Consider the following 18,416-nt stretch of genomic DNA (forward strand, 5'->3'; position numbering starts at 1 on the left):
GTGATTAGATGCCAACATTCAGTTATCAAGGTCGAACACTGACCGGATCCGCGACCAAAGGTAAGATTGATGCCGTTAATGAAGAGGCAGCTGCGGAAGCATTAATGAATAAAGGGGTTATTCCTCTAAATATTCAGTTAAGAAAGGCATCTAATGCTAGTAGCTTTAGTTTATCTAAATTGCTTGTACCTGCGATCCCTCTTGAAGTCATTATTCTGTTCTGTCGCCAGTTATTCAGTTTAACTAAAGCTGGGGTTCCACTGCTTCGCTCTATGCGTGGTCTATTACAAAACTGTGAAAATCAACAATTAAAAGATGCGCTTGAAGATGTTGTCTCTGAGCTTAGTAATGGTCGCGGATTATCAGCCGCAATGCAGCCGCACAGCAAAGTGTTCAGCCCTTTGTTTGTCTCCATGATCAATGTGGGTGAAAACACCGGTCGTTTAGACCAAGCCTTATTGCAGCTCGCCAATTACTACGAACAAGAGTTAGAGACTCGTAAGCGTATTAAAGCGGCAATGCGCTACCCGACGTTTGTCATTGTCTTCATTACTATTGCGATGTTTATTTTGAACATTTTTGTTATCCCGGAGTTTGCGGGCATGTTCACTCGCTTCGGTGTTGAGCTGCCACTCCCAACTCGTGTACTGATCGCAACGTCTAATTTCTTTGTTCACTATTGGGGACTGCTGCTCGTTCTGATGATAGGAGCTTTCTTGCTCTTTCGTGCTTGGATCGCTACCGCAGATGGGCGAGAAAAATTTGATAAGTTTCGACTGAGAGTCCCAATTGTCGGTGATATCGTCAATCGTGCTCAGCTTTCTCGTTTTTCTCGAACTTTTTCACTGATGCTTAAGTCAGGTGTGCCGCTGAACCAATCATTGGCTTTGGCCGGTGAGGCGCTGGGCAATAAGTTCCTAGAGAATCGAATTATTGAGATGAAATCCTCCATTGAAGCGGGGAGCACCATTTCTGTGACGGCAGTGAATAGTAAAATCTTTACACCGCTGGTTATTCAGATGATTGCTGTCGGTGAAGAAACGGGTCGAATTGATGAATTATTGCTCGAAGTCGCAGACTTTTATGATCGAGAAGTAGATTATGACCTCAAGACCTTAACAGCACGAATAGAACCACTACTTTTGGTTATTGTGGCGGGTATGGTTATGGTTTTAGCTCTAGGTATCTTCTTGCCTATGTGGGGCATGTTAGACATTATTAAAGGTTAAGGTGTGATTGAAAACCAATCCGGTGCAAGGCTTATTCTTTGGGGAGTATTTGTCGTTGTCGTATTGGTAACATTACCTGCAAGCATCGCTCCTTTGCAGAAAGAATTAGATGGTACTGGGGCGAGTCTAGCCAAAAATTGGATGCTAAATAGTGTTAATCGTTATCGAAGCATTTGGTTAATGAAAGGAGAGCCTGACTCCATTGAGGTTGATGGTGCAATGCTGCGAATGACGGAAGCGGGATTAGTGTTACCGCTGGATGATAATGAACAACTGGATTGTGACGGTTGGCTGACGGTGCATTACCCTCAACGTAAGATAATGACTGCCAATTTGTTGGAGATTAGTAGGATAGCCAAAGGTGATGGGTATGTTTGCTTGTATAGGTATTCAAATAATCAATTAGTATTAGTGACCTTCAATACAAATAGCTTGCAAATTGATGTCGAAAACTCGGCAAAGTGATTTTTTTGACACTTTAGTGCTATAAATGAGACGCTAATTCGGTATAATAACTTCGTATTAAAAATTGGAAATTTGTAAACTAATTATCCAGTTAGACAGTGCAAGTTTATTATTTCAGATTTCGCTTAACTAGTGAGTAATTTTCTAATCTTCTGCACTAACTAGGCAATAACACAAATGGTCGCGTGACCTTAACGTTGCAGTCACTCTGCATGTTTACATAAAAGAGAGAGAAACAATGAAAAGACAAGGTGGTTTTACCCTTATCGAACTTGTGGTGGTAATTGTGATCCTAGGTATCCTAGCGGTAACGGCTGCTCCACGCTTCCTAAACTTACAAGATGATGCTCGTAAAGCTTCGCTTCAAGGCCTTAAAGGAGCGATTGATGGTGCAGCAGGGATCACTTATGGCAAAGCGGCTGTTGATGGCAAGGAAACTATCGATGCAGCTTCGGCATCTCCTAAGCCAGATGTTGAAGGGATTAAAATAACTTTTGGCTACCCAACGGCTGAGGGCCTAAAAACAGCGGTAGTTGGTTTGGCTGATGACTGGAAAGAGTTCTCACTTACGAACGCAAGCACTGCATTTACATTCTCTGGCCGAGATACTACGGGATGGAAACTGGATGTAGATGCTCCAACAGATACCTCTAAAACATCTGGTTGTTATGTTGCGTATATTGAAGCAACAGATAAAACAGCAGCTACAGCAGCTAAAACGGTAATTGCTGACGATAAGTGCTAGTTTTGTTGAAAGGGCCAGCTAGGCTGGCCTTTATCTCTTTATTGTGATTAATCTTGGAATGGTACATATGCATAAATCATCAGGTCTTAGTGCAATAGAGTCTTTAGTTGTACTGATTATCTTAGGTGTGGTTGGTTATGTGGTATTGCCAAGATTTATCAGCTTTGAGCCAGAAACCTACGAAGCGAAGTGGGAGCAAACCAAGCAAACAGCAGAGCATGTATCTGAAACGCTGAGTAATAAACAGACTTATGATCGTATTGAAGAAGAAATGGGCAGAAGTAAAAACTAATTCTCACAATTAACAATGTGCTCACAAATTAATATAAAAGTGTGATCTTTACCCAATATCCCTCCCTTTTTTTGCTTATAATTTAATCGCTTGTCGTGAAGTAAGGTTGCCCCTATGAAAGCTCGCCATATTTCATCGGGATTCACTCTTATTGAGTTGGTCATGGTGATCGTTATTCTATCTGTTGTATCGTTGTATGCGGCCAGTCGCTATCTAAGCGCGGGTATTCCTGCTGCAGCGGTACAGGATCAGGCAATTGCGGTTATTCGTCAGGTACAAGTCAATCGCATGCAATCCAACCTTAGCGATACTACTATCGTTGACAAAAATGACTTTATCTTAAACGTAACGAATAAGTGCATTGGTTCAAAAGCATCATGTTCGTCTCAAACTGCATCAAGAAGTGACTGGTTTATGCCAGATGGGGTTTCATTCTCTCCTAATCTAGAGCTTGAATTTAATTTATTGGGAAATCCAAGTGGTGCGACACCTACGATTCAAATTACAGAGAATGGTAGTGGTAAAACATGTTCGATACATATTAATTCGCAAGGTTATGTAGAAAAGAGAACTTGCTCATGAAAAGATTTCCAAAAGAGCAATTGGGTATGACTCTGATTGAGATGATCATCGCGATTGTTTTGTTGGGGATCGCTATGACCATTTTTTCTTCTGCCCTCATCCCTCCAATAAAAGAGGCTTCTAGCTCACATTATCAATCTCGCGCGGTCGCTCTGGGGCAAAGTATGATGTCTCAAATACTATCGCGTAATTTTGACCACAATAGTGATATCAATGGCGGTTGGCTACGCTGTGGTGAAGAAGGTGCGCCGGATTGCTCAGAACTCAAAGCTGACACAGATGATGGTGAATCAACCCCTGCCACATTTAATGATGTCGATGATTATATCGGTTGTTGGTTTACTAGCGAAACAAAAGTAGATTGCCCAGCCGGCATGCCTCAATACGCTTTGCAAGATGTAATCGGTTTGAGTGCCAATGACACATACAAAAACTTTCGTGTACAGGTTTCTGTGACTGAAAAAACAAAGGATGTGAACGGCGAAGCTATCCCGAAAATGAGGCGTGTTGAATTACAAATCTTTGCGAGTAACGCACAAGTTATGTCTCTATTTGGCTACAGAGGTAATTACTAATGCGAGCTGAGAGTAAAGGTTTTACGCTTATTGAAATGGTGGTCACTATCGTTATCGGTAGTATTATCATGCTAGGGATTGCAGGGTATGTGCAAGTCGGTGTCAAAGGTTTTGTCGATGCAAACTCACGGCAACGCATTCAAACCCAAGCTCAATTTGTCTTGGAAAAACTCTCGCGCGAAATTCGACATGCAGTTCCAAATAGTTTCCGTATCACTAATTCTGGTGGTTCGGAGTGTTTGGAGTTTGTTCCGACTTATAACTCGGGGTATTACTTTGAGAAGCCTGGAACTTCAAATTTGCTATTTGTTACTGGCGAGCAAGTTGCGGGTGGAACGATAAAAAGCGCTGAAAATTTAAGGTTCGTTATTAATCCAACGCGCTATGAAGACTTGTTTAATCCCCCCACTGGTACCGTATCTTGGAACAGTTTTTCTATTGATAGTGATCTATCAATACACAGCGACGATGATGACGGTAACGCGCAGTTTTATAGTTTCGCTCTGCCTTTGCCATTAGCGAGTCAATCCATTGCTGCTCGTATTTATTTGTATAAACCAGATTCTGCGATTCGGTACTGTATTGTACAGCCTGTCTTACCGAATGACAGTGGCCTGCTAACAAGAAATGGTGTGCCAGTTGAAGATATTGATGCTTCGAAGAGTGCCTTTAATTATACCAACACTAGCCTACAGATTGGCGGCATTGTTTATCTAAAATTTGCCTTTGAACAAAATGGAGAGGAGAGTGTTTATCAACAAGATGTGCAGGTACTCAATGTCCCATAAAAATAAACACCAAAAGGGCAACGTTTTTATTGTTAGCTTATTCGTTATTGTTGTTATGGGTTATATGGCGACGTCGATCACCAAGATAAATTGGTCAAATCAAACCCTCGTTACGAAAGAGTTCCTTGGTACGCAGGCATGGTTTCTTGCTCAATCGGCAACAGAGTGGGCTTTAACAGAAATATATCCTTTGGGGGAAGCCGATCCCTCAGTAGGGAGTAACTGCCGCGATGACGTTGATGGCCAGTTCACTGAAATTGTAAAAGAAATCAATTTTGGAAAATGTACTTTGGTTCGTCTTGAATGCAACGGGGGCGATAAAAAACTTGATAATCAAGTGTTCTATCGAGTTGAGGCGGCAGTGCGATGTGGTAATGGAATTAACTTAGTTGAACGCAGACAAGAGATATGGATTAAGGATTAACGCAATGAAAAAAAGAATAATACTTGGTGCTGTAGCCTACTCTTTGTTATGTGCTCAAGGGCTTGCTGCTGTAACGTATGATCTAACCCCTACCATTGATTGGGTCAGGGAAAAAGGGAGGTGGCAACGTCAATGGGTACCTGTTTATAGTCCATGCCCAACAAATGGTTATTATTCCAATGGCCTCTCTGTTTACGTGTGTCCTAGCAATGTAAATCTCTATTACGGTGATAATATTGTTACTGGGGGAAGCACCTCGCAATTAGTGTTAAGTCGATACGCTTCTTTAGGTGGTAGAAACACTATCGGTAGCCCTAGCCACAACTTATCGTTAAATCTGAATCGTAATTCTTTTAGCGCTCACAACCTGTATGTGTATGGCCATGTTGATAATGGTGGTTATATCCAACTAACAGATTCAACAATATTTGGTTCACTGAGAAGTGTTAACAATGGTCTCCAGTTAAGCAATGTCGATATTCGACAAAATGCTTTAGCTTACAGCCAACTTACAATTAATCACGGTAACGTTGATGGTTACGTCGATAGTGATAATGGTGGAATCTCGCTTTACAACGTAAATGTGGGCGCACATATCGAAGCCAAGAACCAAATTCAAATAACGAACACTTCCGTTGGAGGTCACATATCTTCGTCTCACGGTGGGGCGGAACTTTCAGCATCAGGTCCAACTAAACTTGTCGATGGCTACATCAACGCTAAGAATGCAGTGAAAGTCACAAACTATAAGGTTAACCAGTCTGTTTCCGCGAATGGCTACATTGAGCTCAATAGAACTGATGTGACAGGAAATGTGACTTCCCAAAGTAATGGAAATCCAGCCATTGCTATTTCCAATAGTTCATCGATTTCAGGTGATGTGTTTACTAAAGGCTACGTCAGCGTTTCTCATTCTAGTGTAGATGGAAATATTGATAATACGCAGGGTAGCAACCAAAGTATGGCCATTGTCAGCAGTCAAGTTGGAGGCAACGTTACCGCGAAAGGCTATGTAGATATTCAGTATTCTCAAGTTTCTGGCGTTGTATCGAGCTCCAACGAAGGTGGTCAGGTCAAGAACTCAAAAATCAAAGGTAATGTTGATGTTAAGAAATATCTTCATGTGATTGAAAGTTCTTATGTGTGTGGTGTCGCTTCCAGTAGGAACGAAGGTGCAAACATTAGTAATTCATATGTTGGCGATGACGTCTCTACCAAGAAATACTTACACGTGACTAACTCTTCTGTCTTTGGTACCGCGAGTGTAAAGAATGAGGGAATGGCGTTATCGTCGGCTAAAATTCTTGCGGACGCCAAAGCGATTGGTTTCCCTACTAACAAATACGTAAGTATTGCTAGTAACTCAACGCTTTGCGGAACCGCAAACTCTTCATACTCTTATAACGGTAAATTGGTTGGTTATTGCGGTCTAAATGATACGAGTTGTGATGCATCTCAAACTCGAGGTACATGTCCGGTTGACGTAGGTGAGAGCTCTCAATACAAAGATTTCTACGACTATTGTGGAATTACGCCTCCAGGCCCTGACCCAGAGCCTGTTCAATGTGAATTGTTGCCACCTGAAAACTTTGACTCAGGCTCTCTTACAAACTGGTCTGTGATGGGCTTTAAGAATAGTACTAAACCGAGCATTACTGGTGGTAAGTTTAGATTATCAAGTAACCAATACAATCAAGCAACAGCATCAGCCTACAACTACATTTTTCCATCTGATGACAACATCATGCAGGTGGAGTTTAATCATTATGCTCACTCAAATACCACACGACCTGGTGCAGATGGGGTTGGTATCGTTTTTTCTGACGCAAATGTCCCTCCAGCGACAGGTGCATTTGGTGGACCTTTAGGTTTTGGTGTTAAACCCGGTATAGAAGGTTTTGCCGGCGGTTGGTTAGCATTTGGTATCGATGAGTACGGTAACTTCTCGAATGAAGGCAGTTATTATGAAAATGACTATGGCCGTCCAGGTCGTCGCCAACAATCTATTGCTATTCGCGGTGCTGGTTATAAGAAGACAATTCAGTACAACAGTCAGTCCCTAGAAGGCTGGTTTGGTGGCTATAAATTTATTAAAAACAATACAGATGTCGGTGCACTTGATGTCTTCGGAACAAATTACAATGGTCGAGATAGAGATGAGATCCACCGTTATAGAATGACTGTAGACTCTCGCAACACCGTTAAAAACCGAGCGAGCGGAGTTTGGGTTTCTATTGAGCGTCAAATTGATGGTGGTCGCTGGGAAACGTTAATCAAATCATTCAATGTTATGAATGGTTATGGGCAGTCTATTGCTCCAGAAAACTTCCGTATTTCTGTGACTGCATCGACGGGATCATATACCAATATCCATGAAATTGATGACTTCCAGGTTTGTGCAGATAAATACAAGAAGTTAACGGATGGTATCCATCACTTTGAATTTGACTATTCAGGATCCGGTAGTACGTGCCAGCCTTCGAAAGTCACGCTAAAAGCATGTATGAATGAAAGGTGTACTCAAACCTATCCAGAAGATGCTGCCGCAAGTGAAGGCGAGTTAGAGCCATTGACAGTTACTTTACTGCCATCATCCACCAATAGCGTCGCTAATTGGGTAAATGGAGAGCAAGAAAAGCTCACGAACATCACTTTCAACAATTCAGTTGATCTTCTATTACAGGGATATAAAGCCGGTACGGTTACGATGGGAGTTGCGAATAGTTCGGTACCTCAGTTTGGTTTTGAAGGAGCGCGCTGTCGTATCAATAACGGTGATGAACTGTCCGTCGAGAACTGTAATGTGTTGTTTTCTCAAAACGTACTCGGAGTAAACATAGGGGATGTGGTTTCAGCTAGACAATCTGCCGGTACGGATCATCTTTCATTCTGCTCATCACATGTAAAAACTGGGGGTGAAAGCCGAGATGTTACTATGAAAGTGACGCACGAGATTGCACCAGTCGATAAAACGAAATCTGTTGAGGTATGGTACAAAAAGGCGGGTGACAGCAATGCTAAATGGAGTGGTCATGTCACATTGCAACCTCAAGTTCCTAAGCCTTTGTCCGATGTCTACTTTGATTCAAATGGTAAAGCTTACCTCAAAGTTAACTATAAAGAGGTTGGTAAAGTCCGTATCGATGCGAAAGTTAACGATGTGAAGGATTCTGCAGGGTTTGCATCATTTGTAAGTTTCCCTGCTAAGTTAGGTTTGAGCGTAAGCGATAATGGCGCATGTTCCCCAAATTGCACAAGCTACATTCCAGCAGGTCAAGAGTTCACAATGCAGGTAACAGCATATCAATCAAACGGAGACGTTGCCCGAAATTACCAAGAGTCGAATATTAGTATTGACCACGTAGTGACTTATCCAGACCCGACAACGAGTGTGAACAAGGGGAATGTTGTGAATGGTACGCTGCTAACAGAAAAGCTACCCGAAGACGCTAAATGGGTTAGTGGCTCAGTGTCTTTCAAGCAGGCTGTTGATGAAGTAGGTTCATTTGACTTTACCGCTACCGCACCTGTGGGCGGGGAAGGCGAAGCATTCTCTACCTATCTGGGAAGTAGCACGTATAAGATTGCTGATGCAACGCTCAATGTTGGACGTTTCTATCCTGGTAAATTCAATGTTTACAGTAATGATCAAACGCCTTCGTACAATAACGTATGGGATTATCCAAATGGCCAAGCATTTGCTTATATGGGACAGCCTTTTGGGTTAAAACAGTTCTACGTTGAGGCATTGTCGAAAGGAGGCGGCGCTTTACGTAACTATGCGTATTTTGGTGAAGGTTACCACGCGAAATTCAACTTGTACGAAAATAACTCGGCAAATGTTAGTAGGTTTAGTGCGCCGGCCGCGTACACTGGTAGCTGGTTGAATGGCAGTAAAGGTCCCTATATTTCAGGGCAAAGTGTCGGGAAATATAGCGCGAGTGGGCTTGTGTGGAGCAAGGTGGTATCTAAACCGGATGGCCCTTTTAACTACTTAGAGAACTCGTCAGATACCTCTACCTCTACCTCTATTTCTATTGACCTTTCCTCATCATCAGTAGATAAGGCTGGTGTGACTATTGGTACTAAGGAGCTATTTGTCCAGCCGGATTTACGCTTTGGCCGAGTTAATTTGGCTGATGTTGGCGGTAAGCAGGGTGACAACAGCAAACCAGATTCACTTAAATTGCAGGTACCTCTAACCGTAGAATATTGGAAAGGTGGTCGATTTGTGACGAACAGTTCTGATAGTCAAACCACTATTTATGGTGCGAGAGAGAAATTCGAGCATAAATGGAAGGGTAATGAGCCTGACTCTAAGTATGTAGATGTGAACTTGGCCGATGGCGGTGTAGTTACCAATGGTACTTCTAGAAGTATTACTGCAGTTGAAAGTGAGTCGAATCGTCAACAGACGGAACTGTGGTTAGATCTTACTGCTGGTTCGAATAATTTCCCTTGGCTCAAATATGACTGGGATAATGATGGTTCTGAAGAAAATCCATCTACCATTGTTACTTTTGGTATCAACCGAGGTAACGACAGGGTGATTTATCGAGGAGAACCGGGTCTGACCGGAGGGAATTAAGGCTCGTTTATTTGCTCTAGGTAAGGAATCTGCAAGAAATTGAGGGTTTCAGCCCATGTTTGTACTCCAATGCCTTGCTGTGTCAGCGAGGCATTGGTACATTTAGGACAATTTTTGTCTTCTAAATTTTTGCAGGATGAGCGAAGAGTATGTTTAAAAAACTTCGTGGCATGTTTTCTAACGACCTATCTATCGATTTAGGTACTGCCAACACTCTAATTTACGTAAAAGGACAGGGTATTGTCCTAGATGAACCTTCTGTAGTTGCTATTCGTCAAGATCGTGTAGGTTCTGCAAAAAGCGTTGCTGCTGTCGGTCATGCAGCAAAACAAATGCTTGGTCGTACGCCGGGTAATATCTCAGCTATCCGTCCAATGAAAGACGGCGTAATCGCTGATTTCTACGTAACAGAAAAAATGCTTCAGCACTTCATCAAGCAAGTGCATGATAACAGCATCCTTAAACCAAGCCCACGCGTACTGGTTTGTGTTCCTTGTGGTTCTACGCAAGTTGAGCGTCGTGCTATCCGTGAGTCAGCGCTAGGTGCAGGCGCGCGTGAAGTTTACCTAATTGACGAGCCAATGGCAGCGGCAATTGGTGCTGGCCTGCGCGTATCTGAGCCAACAGGCTCAATGGTGGTCGATATCGGTGGTGGTACAACTGAAGTTGCAGTTATTTCGTTAAACGGTGTGGTTTACTCTTCTTCTGTGCGTATCGGTGGTGACCGCTTTGATGAGGCTGTGATCAACTACGTGCGTCGTAACTACGGTAGCTTGATCGGTGAAGCAACGGCCGAAAAGATCAAACACGAAATCGGTTCTGCATACCCTGGTGATGAAGTTCAAGAGATTGAAGTGCGCGGTCGTAACCTTGCAGAAGGTGTGCCACGCAGCTTTAGCCTGAACTCAAACGAAATCCTAGAAGCGCTACAAGAACCACTATCTGGCATCGTATCAGCAGTGATGGTTGCACTAGAACAGTGTCCACCAGAACTAGCATCGGACATCTCAGAGAACGGTATGGTTCTTACGGGTGGTGGTGCATTACTGAAAGATCTTGATCGTCTCCTAATGGAAGAAACGGGTATCCCAGTGGTTATCGCCGAAGATCCACTAACGTGTGTTGCTCGTGGTGGCGGTAAAGCACTAGAAATGATCGACATGCACGGTGGCGATCTTTTCTCTGAAGAATAAGTAAGAGTGTGAAGCCCTTCTATACAGGGCTTCATTTTCTTGTTCACGGCTCTTATTAATCCACTCATACTACAAGCTTATTTTCTGACTGGAATCAAACGATTATTCACCTACTCTGCTCAGCAATAAGGTTGCCAAACAAAGGCCAATGATGATAGTAGCGATCAGGTCAAAGACAAGATGAAACCGATTTTTGGCAGAGGCCCCTCTCTGCAGTCCCGTCTTTTTTTTGCTGTCATAGTTTCTGCTAGTTTAATGCTTGCTGACAGTCGTCTAGACACATTCTCAAATGTCCGTTACTTACTTAATAGTATGGTGGCGCCTATTCAATATGCTGCTAACTTGCCTCGTACCATGTTTGATGGGGCGTTTGAGCGCATGAATACCCGCCAAACGTTGCTTGAAAACAGCCGCAGTCTTAAGCGCGAGGTGCTACGTCTTAAGAGTGAGCTTATCTTGCTTGACCAATACAAAGAAGAAAACCAACGTTTGCGTAAGTTGCTAGGGTCTTCATTTGTCCGTGACGAGAAGAAAATGGTTACCGAAGTTATGGCGGTAGATACTTCACCATATCGTCATCAAGTGGTGATTGATAAAGGCAAGATCGACGGCGTATATGTTGGCCAACCAGTGATCAATGAAAAAGGTATTGTCGGTCAAGTGACGTTTGTTGCTGCGCACAATGCTCGCGTGCTATTACTCACTGATGCAAAGAACGCCATCCCAGTACAGGTGATTCGTAACGATATACGAGTCATTGCGTCAGGAAATGGTGAGATTGATGAAATTCAACTAGAGCATATTCCTACTAGTACCGATATCCAAGTGGGCGACTTATTGGTTACTTCTGGCCTAGGCGGTATTTACCCTGAAGGTTACCCCGTTGCGAATGTGACAGTCGTCGATCACGATACTCGACAAGAGTTCGCTTCTATTAAAGCGGAGCCTGTGGTTGAGTTTGACCGCTTAAGATACTTGCTGCTGATTTGGCCGAATGAAGACAGACAACACAAAGTTTTGCAGTCTAATGCAGAAGAAGACACAGAACATGAGGTAAGCAATGGCCAATAGTGCATTTCGAAGCCGTCTCGTCATTGGTGTTAGCTTTTTTGTCGCTTTAACATTGCAGACGATCCCTTGGCCGGGGGTATTAGACTTACTAAGACCTTCTTGGCTGTTTCTCGTGACCTGTTATTGGGTACTGGCACTACCTAACCGTGTCAATGTCGGCTCAGCTTTGGTGTTGGGTTTATTGTGGGATATTTTGATAGGCTCTACGCTTGGTATTCGCGGCATGATGATGTCGATAGTGATATACCTAGTTGCGCTGAACTTTCTCGTTATTCGCAATATGGCACTGTGGCAGCAGTCAATATTAATTGCTGCTTTGACTGTGCTTTTAGAAGTATTGATATTCTGCGGGGAATATTTGAATCAAGACGTAGTATTTAATCCATTATCTCTGTGGACGGCTGCAATTAACTGTATACTCTGGCCATGGATGTTTTTATTGATGCGACGGATTCGTCGTTTATGGCACGTAAGGTAGCGTTTTGATTAAAGGCTTGTCTCTGGTTCTCGCTTCGGGATCCCCGAGGAGAAAAGAACTGCTTGCTCAGTTAGGTTATGAATTTGATATTGTACTTCCTGATATAGAGGAAGCAAAACAAGACCATGAGCAGGCAAAAGACTACGTGTTGCGTCTCTCTACGGAAAAGGCCCAAGCAGGCTTAGCATTAGCTAAGCCTGATTCGATTGTATTGGGTTCAGATACTGTGGTGGTGTGCGATAACCAAGTGTTAGAGAAGCCCAAGAGTTATGCTGATTCTAAGCGAATGCTAGATCTCCTATCTGGACGCCAACATCAAGTCATGACAGCAGTCAGTGTCGTGTCTTCCGAACAACAACGTTCAGTGGTTGTCATCACTGATGTATGGTTTAAGAACCTGACCGAAGAAGAAATACAACAATATTGGCAGTCAGGGGAACCATGCGATAAAGCTGGCAGTTACGGTATTCAAGGCCTCGGGGGACGATTTGTCACTCGTATAGAAGGAAGTTATCACGCCGTAGTGGGCTTACCTCTTTTTGAAACTGACCAGCTACTCCAAGAATTTTTATAATTGTTTTTGAGGTGTGCACATGAGTGCAGAGTTGCTGCTTAACGTGACCCCGAGTGAAACTCGCGTGGCCATGATTGAAGGTGGAGTGCTACAAGAAGTTCATATAGAACGAGAATCCCGTCGTGGTATCGTTGGCAATATCTATAAAGGCAAAGTAAGCCGAGTATTACCTGGTATGCAAGCGGCGTTTGTTGATATTGGCTTAGATAAGGCGGCATTCCTACACGCGTCAGATATCGTTCCTCATACTGAATGTGTGGCTGAGAACGAAAAACAACAATTTCAGGTTCGAGATATTTCTGAATTGGTTCGCCAGGGACAGGATATTGTTGTTCAGGTAGTGAAAGATCCACTTGGTACCAAAGGTGCCCGCCTGACAACGGATATTACCCTTCCTTCTCGTTACTTAGTCTTTATGCCTGGTGCCAGCCATGTTGGCGTTTCTCAACGCATTGAAAGCGAAAGTGAGCGTGAGCGTTTAAAGAAAGTCGTGAATCATTACTGTGATGAGCACGGCGGCTTTATCATTCGTACTGCAGCAGAAGGTGCTGATGAGAAGGAGCTGTCGCAAGACGCTGCATTCTTGAAGCGCTTGTGGCAAAAAGTGATGGAGCGTCGTTCAAAATACAAAACTCGTTCTACCTTGTACGGTGAGCTAGGTTTAGCGCAACGTATCCTGCGTGATTTTGTCGGCACTGAGCTTGATAAAGTCATGGTCGATTCTCGCCTTGAGTACGAGAATCTAAAAGAGTTTACCTCGGAGTATGTGCCGGAGTTAACGGATAAGCTTGAGCTTTACGAAGGTGATAAGCCTATCTTCGATATGTATGATACCGAGAACGAAATCCAACGTTCTTTGGAGCGCAAAGTTGAACTCAAGTCTGGTGGTTACCTGATTATTGACCAAACGGAAGCCATGACCACGGTCGACATCAATACCGGTGCATTTGTTGGCCGTCGTAACCTTGAAGAAACAATCTTTAATACTAACGTTGAAGCGACTCAAGCTATCGCCCGTCAACTGCGTCTGCGTAACCTAGGCGGTATTATCATTATCGATTTTATCGATATGGCATCAGAAGAGCACCGTAAGCGAGTACTAACCTCGCTTGAAACTGCGTTATCGAAAGACCGAGTGAAAACCAACATTAATGGCTTTACTCAGCTTGGTTTGGTTGAGATGACGCGTAAGCGCACGCGTGAAAGTATTGAACATATCCTTTGTTCAGGTTGTCCTACTTGTGAAGGGCGTGGCAGCGTTAAAACTGTCGAAACAGTTTGCTACGAGATCCTACGTGAAATCACACGAGTTAATCGTGCTTACGACGCCGATAACTTTGTTGTGTATGCTTCACCATCAGTTGCAGAAACGCTACTTGGTGATGAGTCTCATGCCTTAGCTGAGTTAGAAGTCTTTATTGGTAAGCAAGTGCGCATTCAAGCTGAGCCTCTTTATATTCAAGAGCAGTTTGATGTTGTGATGATGTAATTGGAATATTTGTGAATTCTGGTTTTAACCGTTTCGGACGCGTTATTGCGTGGGGTGTAGTGACAATTTTGGTATCGTTGGCCATTCTTGTCACCACGTTACGTATAGCGCTGCCACAACTTAATCACTTTCAAGATGAAATCAAAACCTGGGTCAAGCAAGGCACAGGTTTTGACTTTTCTATCGCTAGCGTGAGTGGCGCATGGCGAAACAGCCACCCTTCAATCGCCCTGCAAGGTCTTCAGGCGAATCTACCAAACAACCAAGATGCAAGCTTCGCTGTTGATGAGATTCAAATTGAGTTTGACCTTATCCAGTCACTCTTGTCACTTAAGCCAGTTGTCGCTGACTTAACTATTCGAGATTTAGCGTTAGATATCCGAAATATTGACTTTCTATCAATAGAAGAGCGTCCAACGGCACCCGCAAAACCTGAGTTAAGAAGTAATGAGTCGACTCTTATTGATAAGTTAGATTCGTTACTATTACGCCAATTTGAAGATTTTACTATTACCAAATCTCAAGTTTGGTATAAGTCCATTTCAGGTGAAACCCGTCGTTTAGATATCGAACAACTCCGCTGGAGTAACCAAGGTAAGCATCACCTAGCCGAAGGTACAGTGAGCATTGCCGATGCGAGTCTCAATTCATTGTTAGTGCGCGCTAACTTCACAGATCACGGGTCGTTGCGTGATGTCTCCGGCGAGTTTTATGTGAGTGCTCAAGAGGTTTCTGTGACACCTTGGCTAACGACCTACATGCAAAATGAATCTGGCGTGGAGTCGGGTAAAGTCAGCCTCAACACTTGGCTCACACTAAGACATAGCCAACCGAGTTACGCTTATGTCGATCTGCAGCCGTCTGAGCTGGTGTGGAATGAGAAAGGTCGCCACGAATTGCTCCTAGAGTCGGGTATTTTCAAGCTTTCACCAGATAAAAAAGGTTGGAAAGTAAATGGTCACTCACTAAAAGTCCGCACGGATGACAGGCCATGGCCTGAATTGGATGTGGCTTTTGATTGGCAGCCAGATGGTTGGTTACTCAACCTTTCTCAATTGGATATTGAAGCGCTAACACCTTTGGTGAAATTGGCGCCAAAGTCTGAATCTACTACCGATTTTCTCGATAAGCTCGCGCCAAAGGGGCGAGTGGAAGACATTCGTCTAGCAATGAATGGTGGTTTAGATACGCTGCGTTACTCTGCTGAAGTGGATGAGCTAGGTTTAACCCAATGGGAACTGCTTCCGGGTTTCAATCATGTGCAAGGTAAGGTGGCGGGTAACCTAGATCAAGCAAAAGCAAAAGTCACGGTGATAGATGATGTTTTCCCGTACGGTGATGTGTTTCAAGCGCCGTTGAATATTAAGCAAGGTGAAGTGGACATCATTTGGCAGCAAGATGAAGAGGGCTGGCGTCTTTGGTCGGACAAAGTTACCGCAGCGACACCGGATCTACAAGTGCTGGGCGCATTCCGTCTCGACTTCCCGAAAGAGCAAAGTCCATTCCTATCGTTTTATGCCGAAGCTGACCTCTACAACGCAGGTGAAACTTGGCGTTACCTGCCGACGTTAGCGCTTGGACAAGATCTGACAGACTATCTCTCTACTGCGATTCAAGGTGGTAAGGTCAATACCGCAAAACTACTTTGGTATGGCGAACTGGGTGATTTTCCATACAAAGAGCACAATGGCATGTTCCAAGCTTGGGTTGGGCTAAAGGATGCAAATTTCAGTTTTGATACTGCGTGGCCAACCATTACCAACTTACAACTGGATCTGCTATTTGAAAATGATGCGATGTATTTGGATTCCAAATCGGCGACATTGAATGGTGTTAAAGCCAAACGTATCACAGGGCGCATTCCCGAATTGGCCGAAGGTGGTCACATCGAAATTGAAGCCAAAGCAAGCGCGTCAGGGAATGAAGTTCGCGATTACATGATGGCAACCCCATTGGTTGACTCTGTTGGGGCTGCATTGACGGCATTGCAAGTGAGTGGTCCGGTTTATTCAGAGTTTCAGTTAAATATTCCATTTGATATGGAAAAAGATGCGCGAGCTTGGGGGTACGCGGATCTTAAAAATAATCGTGTTGATATTGATGCGCCACCAATGCGACTAGAAAGTGCGACAGGGCGAATCAAGTTTGATAACGATGTTGTGACGACATCGGGCTTATCTGCCAAGTTGTTAAACCAACCCATCTCTCTCGATTTTCGTGGGAAGAATGCTGAGCAAGGCTATAACGTGACCATTAACACCTTGGGGGATTGGGAAGTCGACCCGCTAAAACCCTACTTAGGTGAACGTTGGCTAAATTTAGTTTCTGGTCATGCGCCTTGGCAGATGGATGTTGAGCTTCAACTCAATGATGTTGGTTTTACTTACCAAGTGGATGTCATTGCGAAACTGAACCAATTAGCAAGCGAATACCCATATCCATTAGCTAAGGCGACTGGAGAAGCAGGCACAGCAAAGTTACAAGCTTCAGGTAATCAAGAAGTGATTTCTGCTCGCTTGCAATTACCAAGTGCGAAATATCAAACTGAAATCGATATTACTGGTAACGTTCCTGAGCTTACTGCGACCAATCTTGTGATCGGGAATGGCGGTTTTAGAATGAATCCAATTGTTGGTCACCATGCTTCAATTCGCTTGGATGAGCTGAGTATCGATCGCTGGGCTGAACTGATGCATGTTCCTGTAAGCGACCAGCCATCTGTGCTCTCTGAGATGGCGACGCCAGCTATTCCTAAACCAACTAATATTGATTTAGACGTGCAAACCCTTCAACTGGCCGGCATAGAGTTTCACGATGTCGATCTAACTGCACGTAAGAAGAACTTAAGCTGGCTATTAGATGTTAATAGCCAAGAGGTAAAAGGCAAAGCTAACTACCTCAAGCCTTACGATTTATCGGTTTCACTGGAACACTTGCACCTTTATATTCCTGGTTTTGATGAGATGACAAAAGAGCGCAATTCATTGTTTGCCAGTGAAGACCAAGCGGCTCCGCTTATCTCAAACTTTGATCGTAAGTTTCATGCGGAGATGCCAAACTTAACGCTGAATATCGACGATTTTTGGTTGCAAGGTTACAAAGTGGGTAAGGTCAACGTAGAACTTGAGCGTCGTGATAACCGCCTTGAATGGAAAAATGTCACCTTCAGCAGTGGCCAGAATAGAGTCGATATGAATGGTTGGTGGGAGCTAAGCAAAGAGCGCAGCCATTCGAATCTCACCATGAAGGTTCAAGGTGAAAACAACAGTGACTTAATGGAGCGTTTTGGTATTACTTCTGGCATACAACAGGCTCCATTCGGAATTGATGCACAATTAGATTGGGATGGTGCTCCGTGGGCAATGAAAACGCAGAGCTTGCAAGGAGAGGTTTCTAGTGAGTTTGGCAAAGGCGTGATCACTGAAGTCAGCGGTGCTGCGCGATTGTTAGGTCTGTTTAGTCTCGATTCTATCATTCGTAAGATGCAGCTCGACTTTACCGATGTATTCGACAAAGGCATGGCTTTTAACTCAATTACGGGCACCGGTAAAATCCAAGACGGTGTGTTTATCACCAACGATATTGTGATGGATGCCTTGGCTGGTGAAATGCAGATCCGCGGTATTGCTGATATGAACACTCGTTTGGTTGATGCGGAAGTGAAGTTCACTCCAGACATTACATCAGGTATTCCAATGCTGACAGCATTTGCAGTCGCCCCTCAAACAGCGCTGTATGTACTGGCAATTTCGACGGTGATTTCTCCTGTAGTAGAGGTCTTCACGCAAGTAAACTATGAAGTGAAAGGTCCACTGGATTCACCTACTGTAAAAGAGATTTCACGAAGCAAAGGCGAATACAAGTTGCCAGAAAAGCTGCGCGAACAAGCGAAATAATCGCGCAGTTACTCTTCTTACGTACAA

15 protein-coding genes are annotated in these 18,416 nt (G+C 43.8%); all 15 read left to right on the forward strand.

The window, feature by feature from the left end; translation table 11 throughout:
- Window positions 1-8: 8 nt before the first annotated feature.
- The 15 genes from KIV41_RS20410 to KIV41_RS20480 all read left to right on the forward strand — a co-directional run bounded on the left by KIV41_RS20410 (window position 9) and on the right by KIV41_RS20480 (window position 18,389).
- Window positions 9-1,229 (forward strand): type II secretion system F family protein, encoded by a 1,221-nt coding sequence (locus tag KIV41_RS20410; protein ID WP_285337584.1) that lies wholly within the window; start codon window positions 9-11, stop codon window positions 1,227-1,229.
- 3 nt (window positions 1,230-1,232) lie between these two features.
- Window positions 1,233-1,694 carry an MSHA biogenesis protein MshF gene (locus KIV41_RS20415; RefSeq protein ID WP_285337585.1) on the forward strand — a complete coding sequence of 154 codons (462 nt, stop codon included), beginning with the start codon at window positions 1,233-1,235 and terminating at the stop codon, window positions 1,692-1,694.
- A 238-nt stretch (window positions 1,695-1,932) separates the two neighbouring features.
- Window positions 1,933-2,439, forward strand: coding sequence for a type II secretion system protein (locus tag KIV41_RS20420; RefSeq protein WP_285337586.1), 507 nt, complete (start codon window positions 1,933-1,935; stop codon window positions 2,437-2,439).
- Window positions 2,440-2,506: 67 nt separating this feature from the next.
- Complete coding sequence (locus KIV41_RS20425) at window positions 2,507-2,731, forward strand: type II secretion system protein (protein WP_285337587.1); 225 nt, start codon at window positions 2,507-2,509, stop codon at window positions 2,729-2,731.
- Window positions 2,732-2,845: 114 nt separating this feature from the next.
- A complete protein-coding gene (locus tag KIV41_RS20430; RefSeq protein WP_285337588.1) occupies window positions 2,846-3,313 on the forward strand; it encodes a type II secretion system protein in 468 nt (155 codons plus the stop codon).
- A complete protein-coding gene (locus KIV41_RS20435; RefSeq protein WP_252041216.1) occupies window positions 3,310-3,888 on the forward strand; it encodes a prepilin-type N-terminal cleavage/methylation domain-containing protein in 579 nt (192 codons plus the stop codon). Before KIV41_RS20430 ends, KIV41_RS20435 begins: the two co-directional genes overlap by 4 nt.
- Complete coding sequence (locus tag KIV41_RS20440; RefSeq protein ID WP_285337589.1) at window positions 3,888-4,676, forward strand: PilW family protein; 789 nt, start codon at window positions 3,888-3,890, stop codon at window positions 4,674-4,676. Before KIV41_RS20435 ends, KIV41_RS20440 begins: the two co-directional genes overlap by 1 nt.
- The gene (locus KIV41_RS20445; RefSeq protein ID WP_171358566.1) at window positions 4,666-5,100 is read left to right on the forward strand and encodes an MSHA biogenesis protein MshP; all 435 of its coding nucleotides are present in this window, start codon (window positions 4,666-4,668) and stop codon (window positions 5,098-5,100) included. Before KIV41_RS20440 ends, KIV41_RS20445 begins: the two co-directional genes overlap by 11 nt.
- 4 nt (window positions 5,101-5,104) lie before the next feature.
- The gene (locus tag KIV41_RS20450; RefSeq protein WP_285337590.1) at window positions 5,105-9,688 is read left to right on the forward strand and encodes a DUF6701 domain-containing protein; all 4,584 of its coding nucleotides are present in this window, start codon (window positions 5,105-5,107) and stop codon (window positions 9,686-9,688) included.
- Between the two features lie 149 nt (window positions 9,689-9,837).
- On the forward strand, window positions 9,838-10,881 hold the full coding sequence (locus KIV41_RS20455) for a rod shape-determining protein (protein WP_005381144.1): 1,044 nt from the start codon (window positions 9,838-9,840) through the stop codon (window positions 10,879-10,881).
- Between the two features lie 180 nt (window positions 10,882-11,061).
- Window positions 11,062-11,952 carry a rod shape-determining protein MreC gene (mreC, locus tag KIV41_RS20460; RefSeq protein ID WP_010450476.1) on the forward strand — a complete coding sequence of 297 codons (891 nt, stop codon included), beginning with the start codon at window positions 11,062-11,064 and terminating at the stop codon, window positions 11,950-11,952.
- Window positions 11,942-12,430, forward strand: a complete 489-nt coding sequence (gene mreD, locus KIV41_RS20465) for a rod shape-determining protein MreD (RefSeq protein ID WP_038884595.1) — start codon at window positions 11,942-11,944, stop codon at window positions 12,428-12,430. Before mreC ends, mreD begins: the two co-directional genes overlap by 11 nt.
- 4 nt (window positions 12,431-12,434) lie before the next feature.
- The gene (locus KIV41_RS20470; RefSeq protein ID WP_010450474.1) at window positions 12,435-13,004 is read left to right on the forward strand and encodes a nucleoside triphosphate pyrophosphatase; all 570 of its coding nucleotides are present in this window, start codon (window positions 12,435-12,437) and stop codon (window positions 13,002-13,004) included.
- 19 nt (window positions 13,005-13,023) lie between these two features.
- Window positions 13,024-14,493, forward strand: a complete 1,470-nt coding sequence (gene rng, locus KIV41_RS20475) for a ribonuclease G (RefSeq protein ID WP_071236282.1) — start codon at window positions 13,024-13,026, stop codon at window positions 14,491-14,493.
- 11 nt (window positions 14,494-14,504) lie between these two features.
- Window positions 14,505-18,389, forward strand: coding sequence for a YhdP family protein (locus tag KIV41_RS20480; RefSeq protein WP_045391580.1), 3,885 nt, complete (start codon window positions 14,505-14,507; stop codon window positions 18,387-18,389).
- Window positions 18,390-18,416: the final 27 nt, after the last annotated feature.

Source organism: Vibrio sp. D401a (assembly GCF_030248515.1).
In the GTDB taxonomy this organism is placed as follows: Bacteria; Pseudomonadota; Gammaproteobacteria; order Enterobacterales; family Vibrionaceae; genus Vibrio; species Vibrio rotiferianus.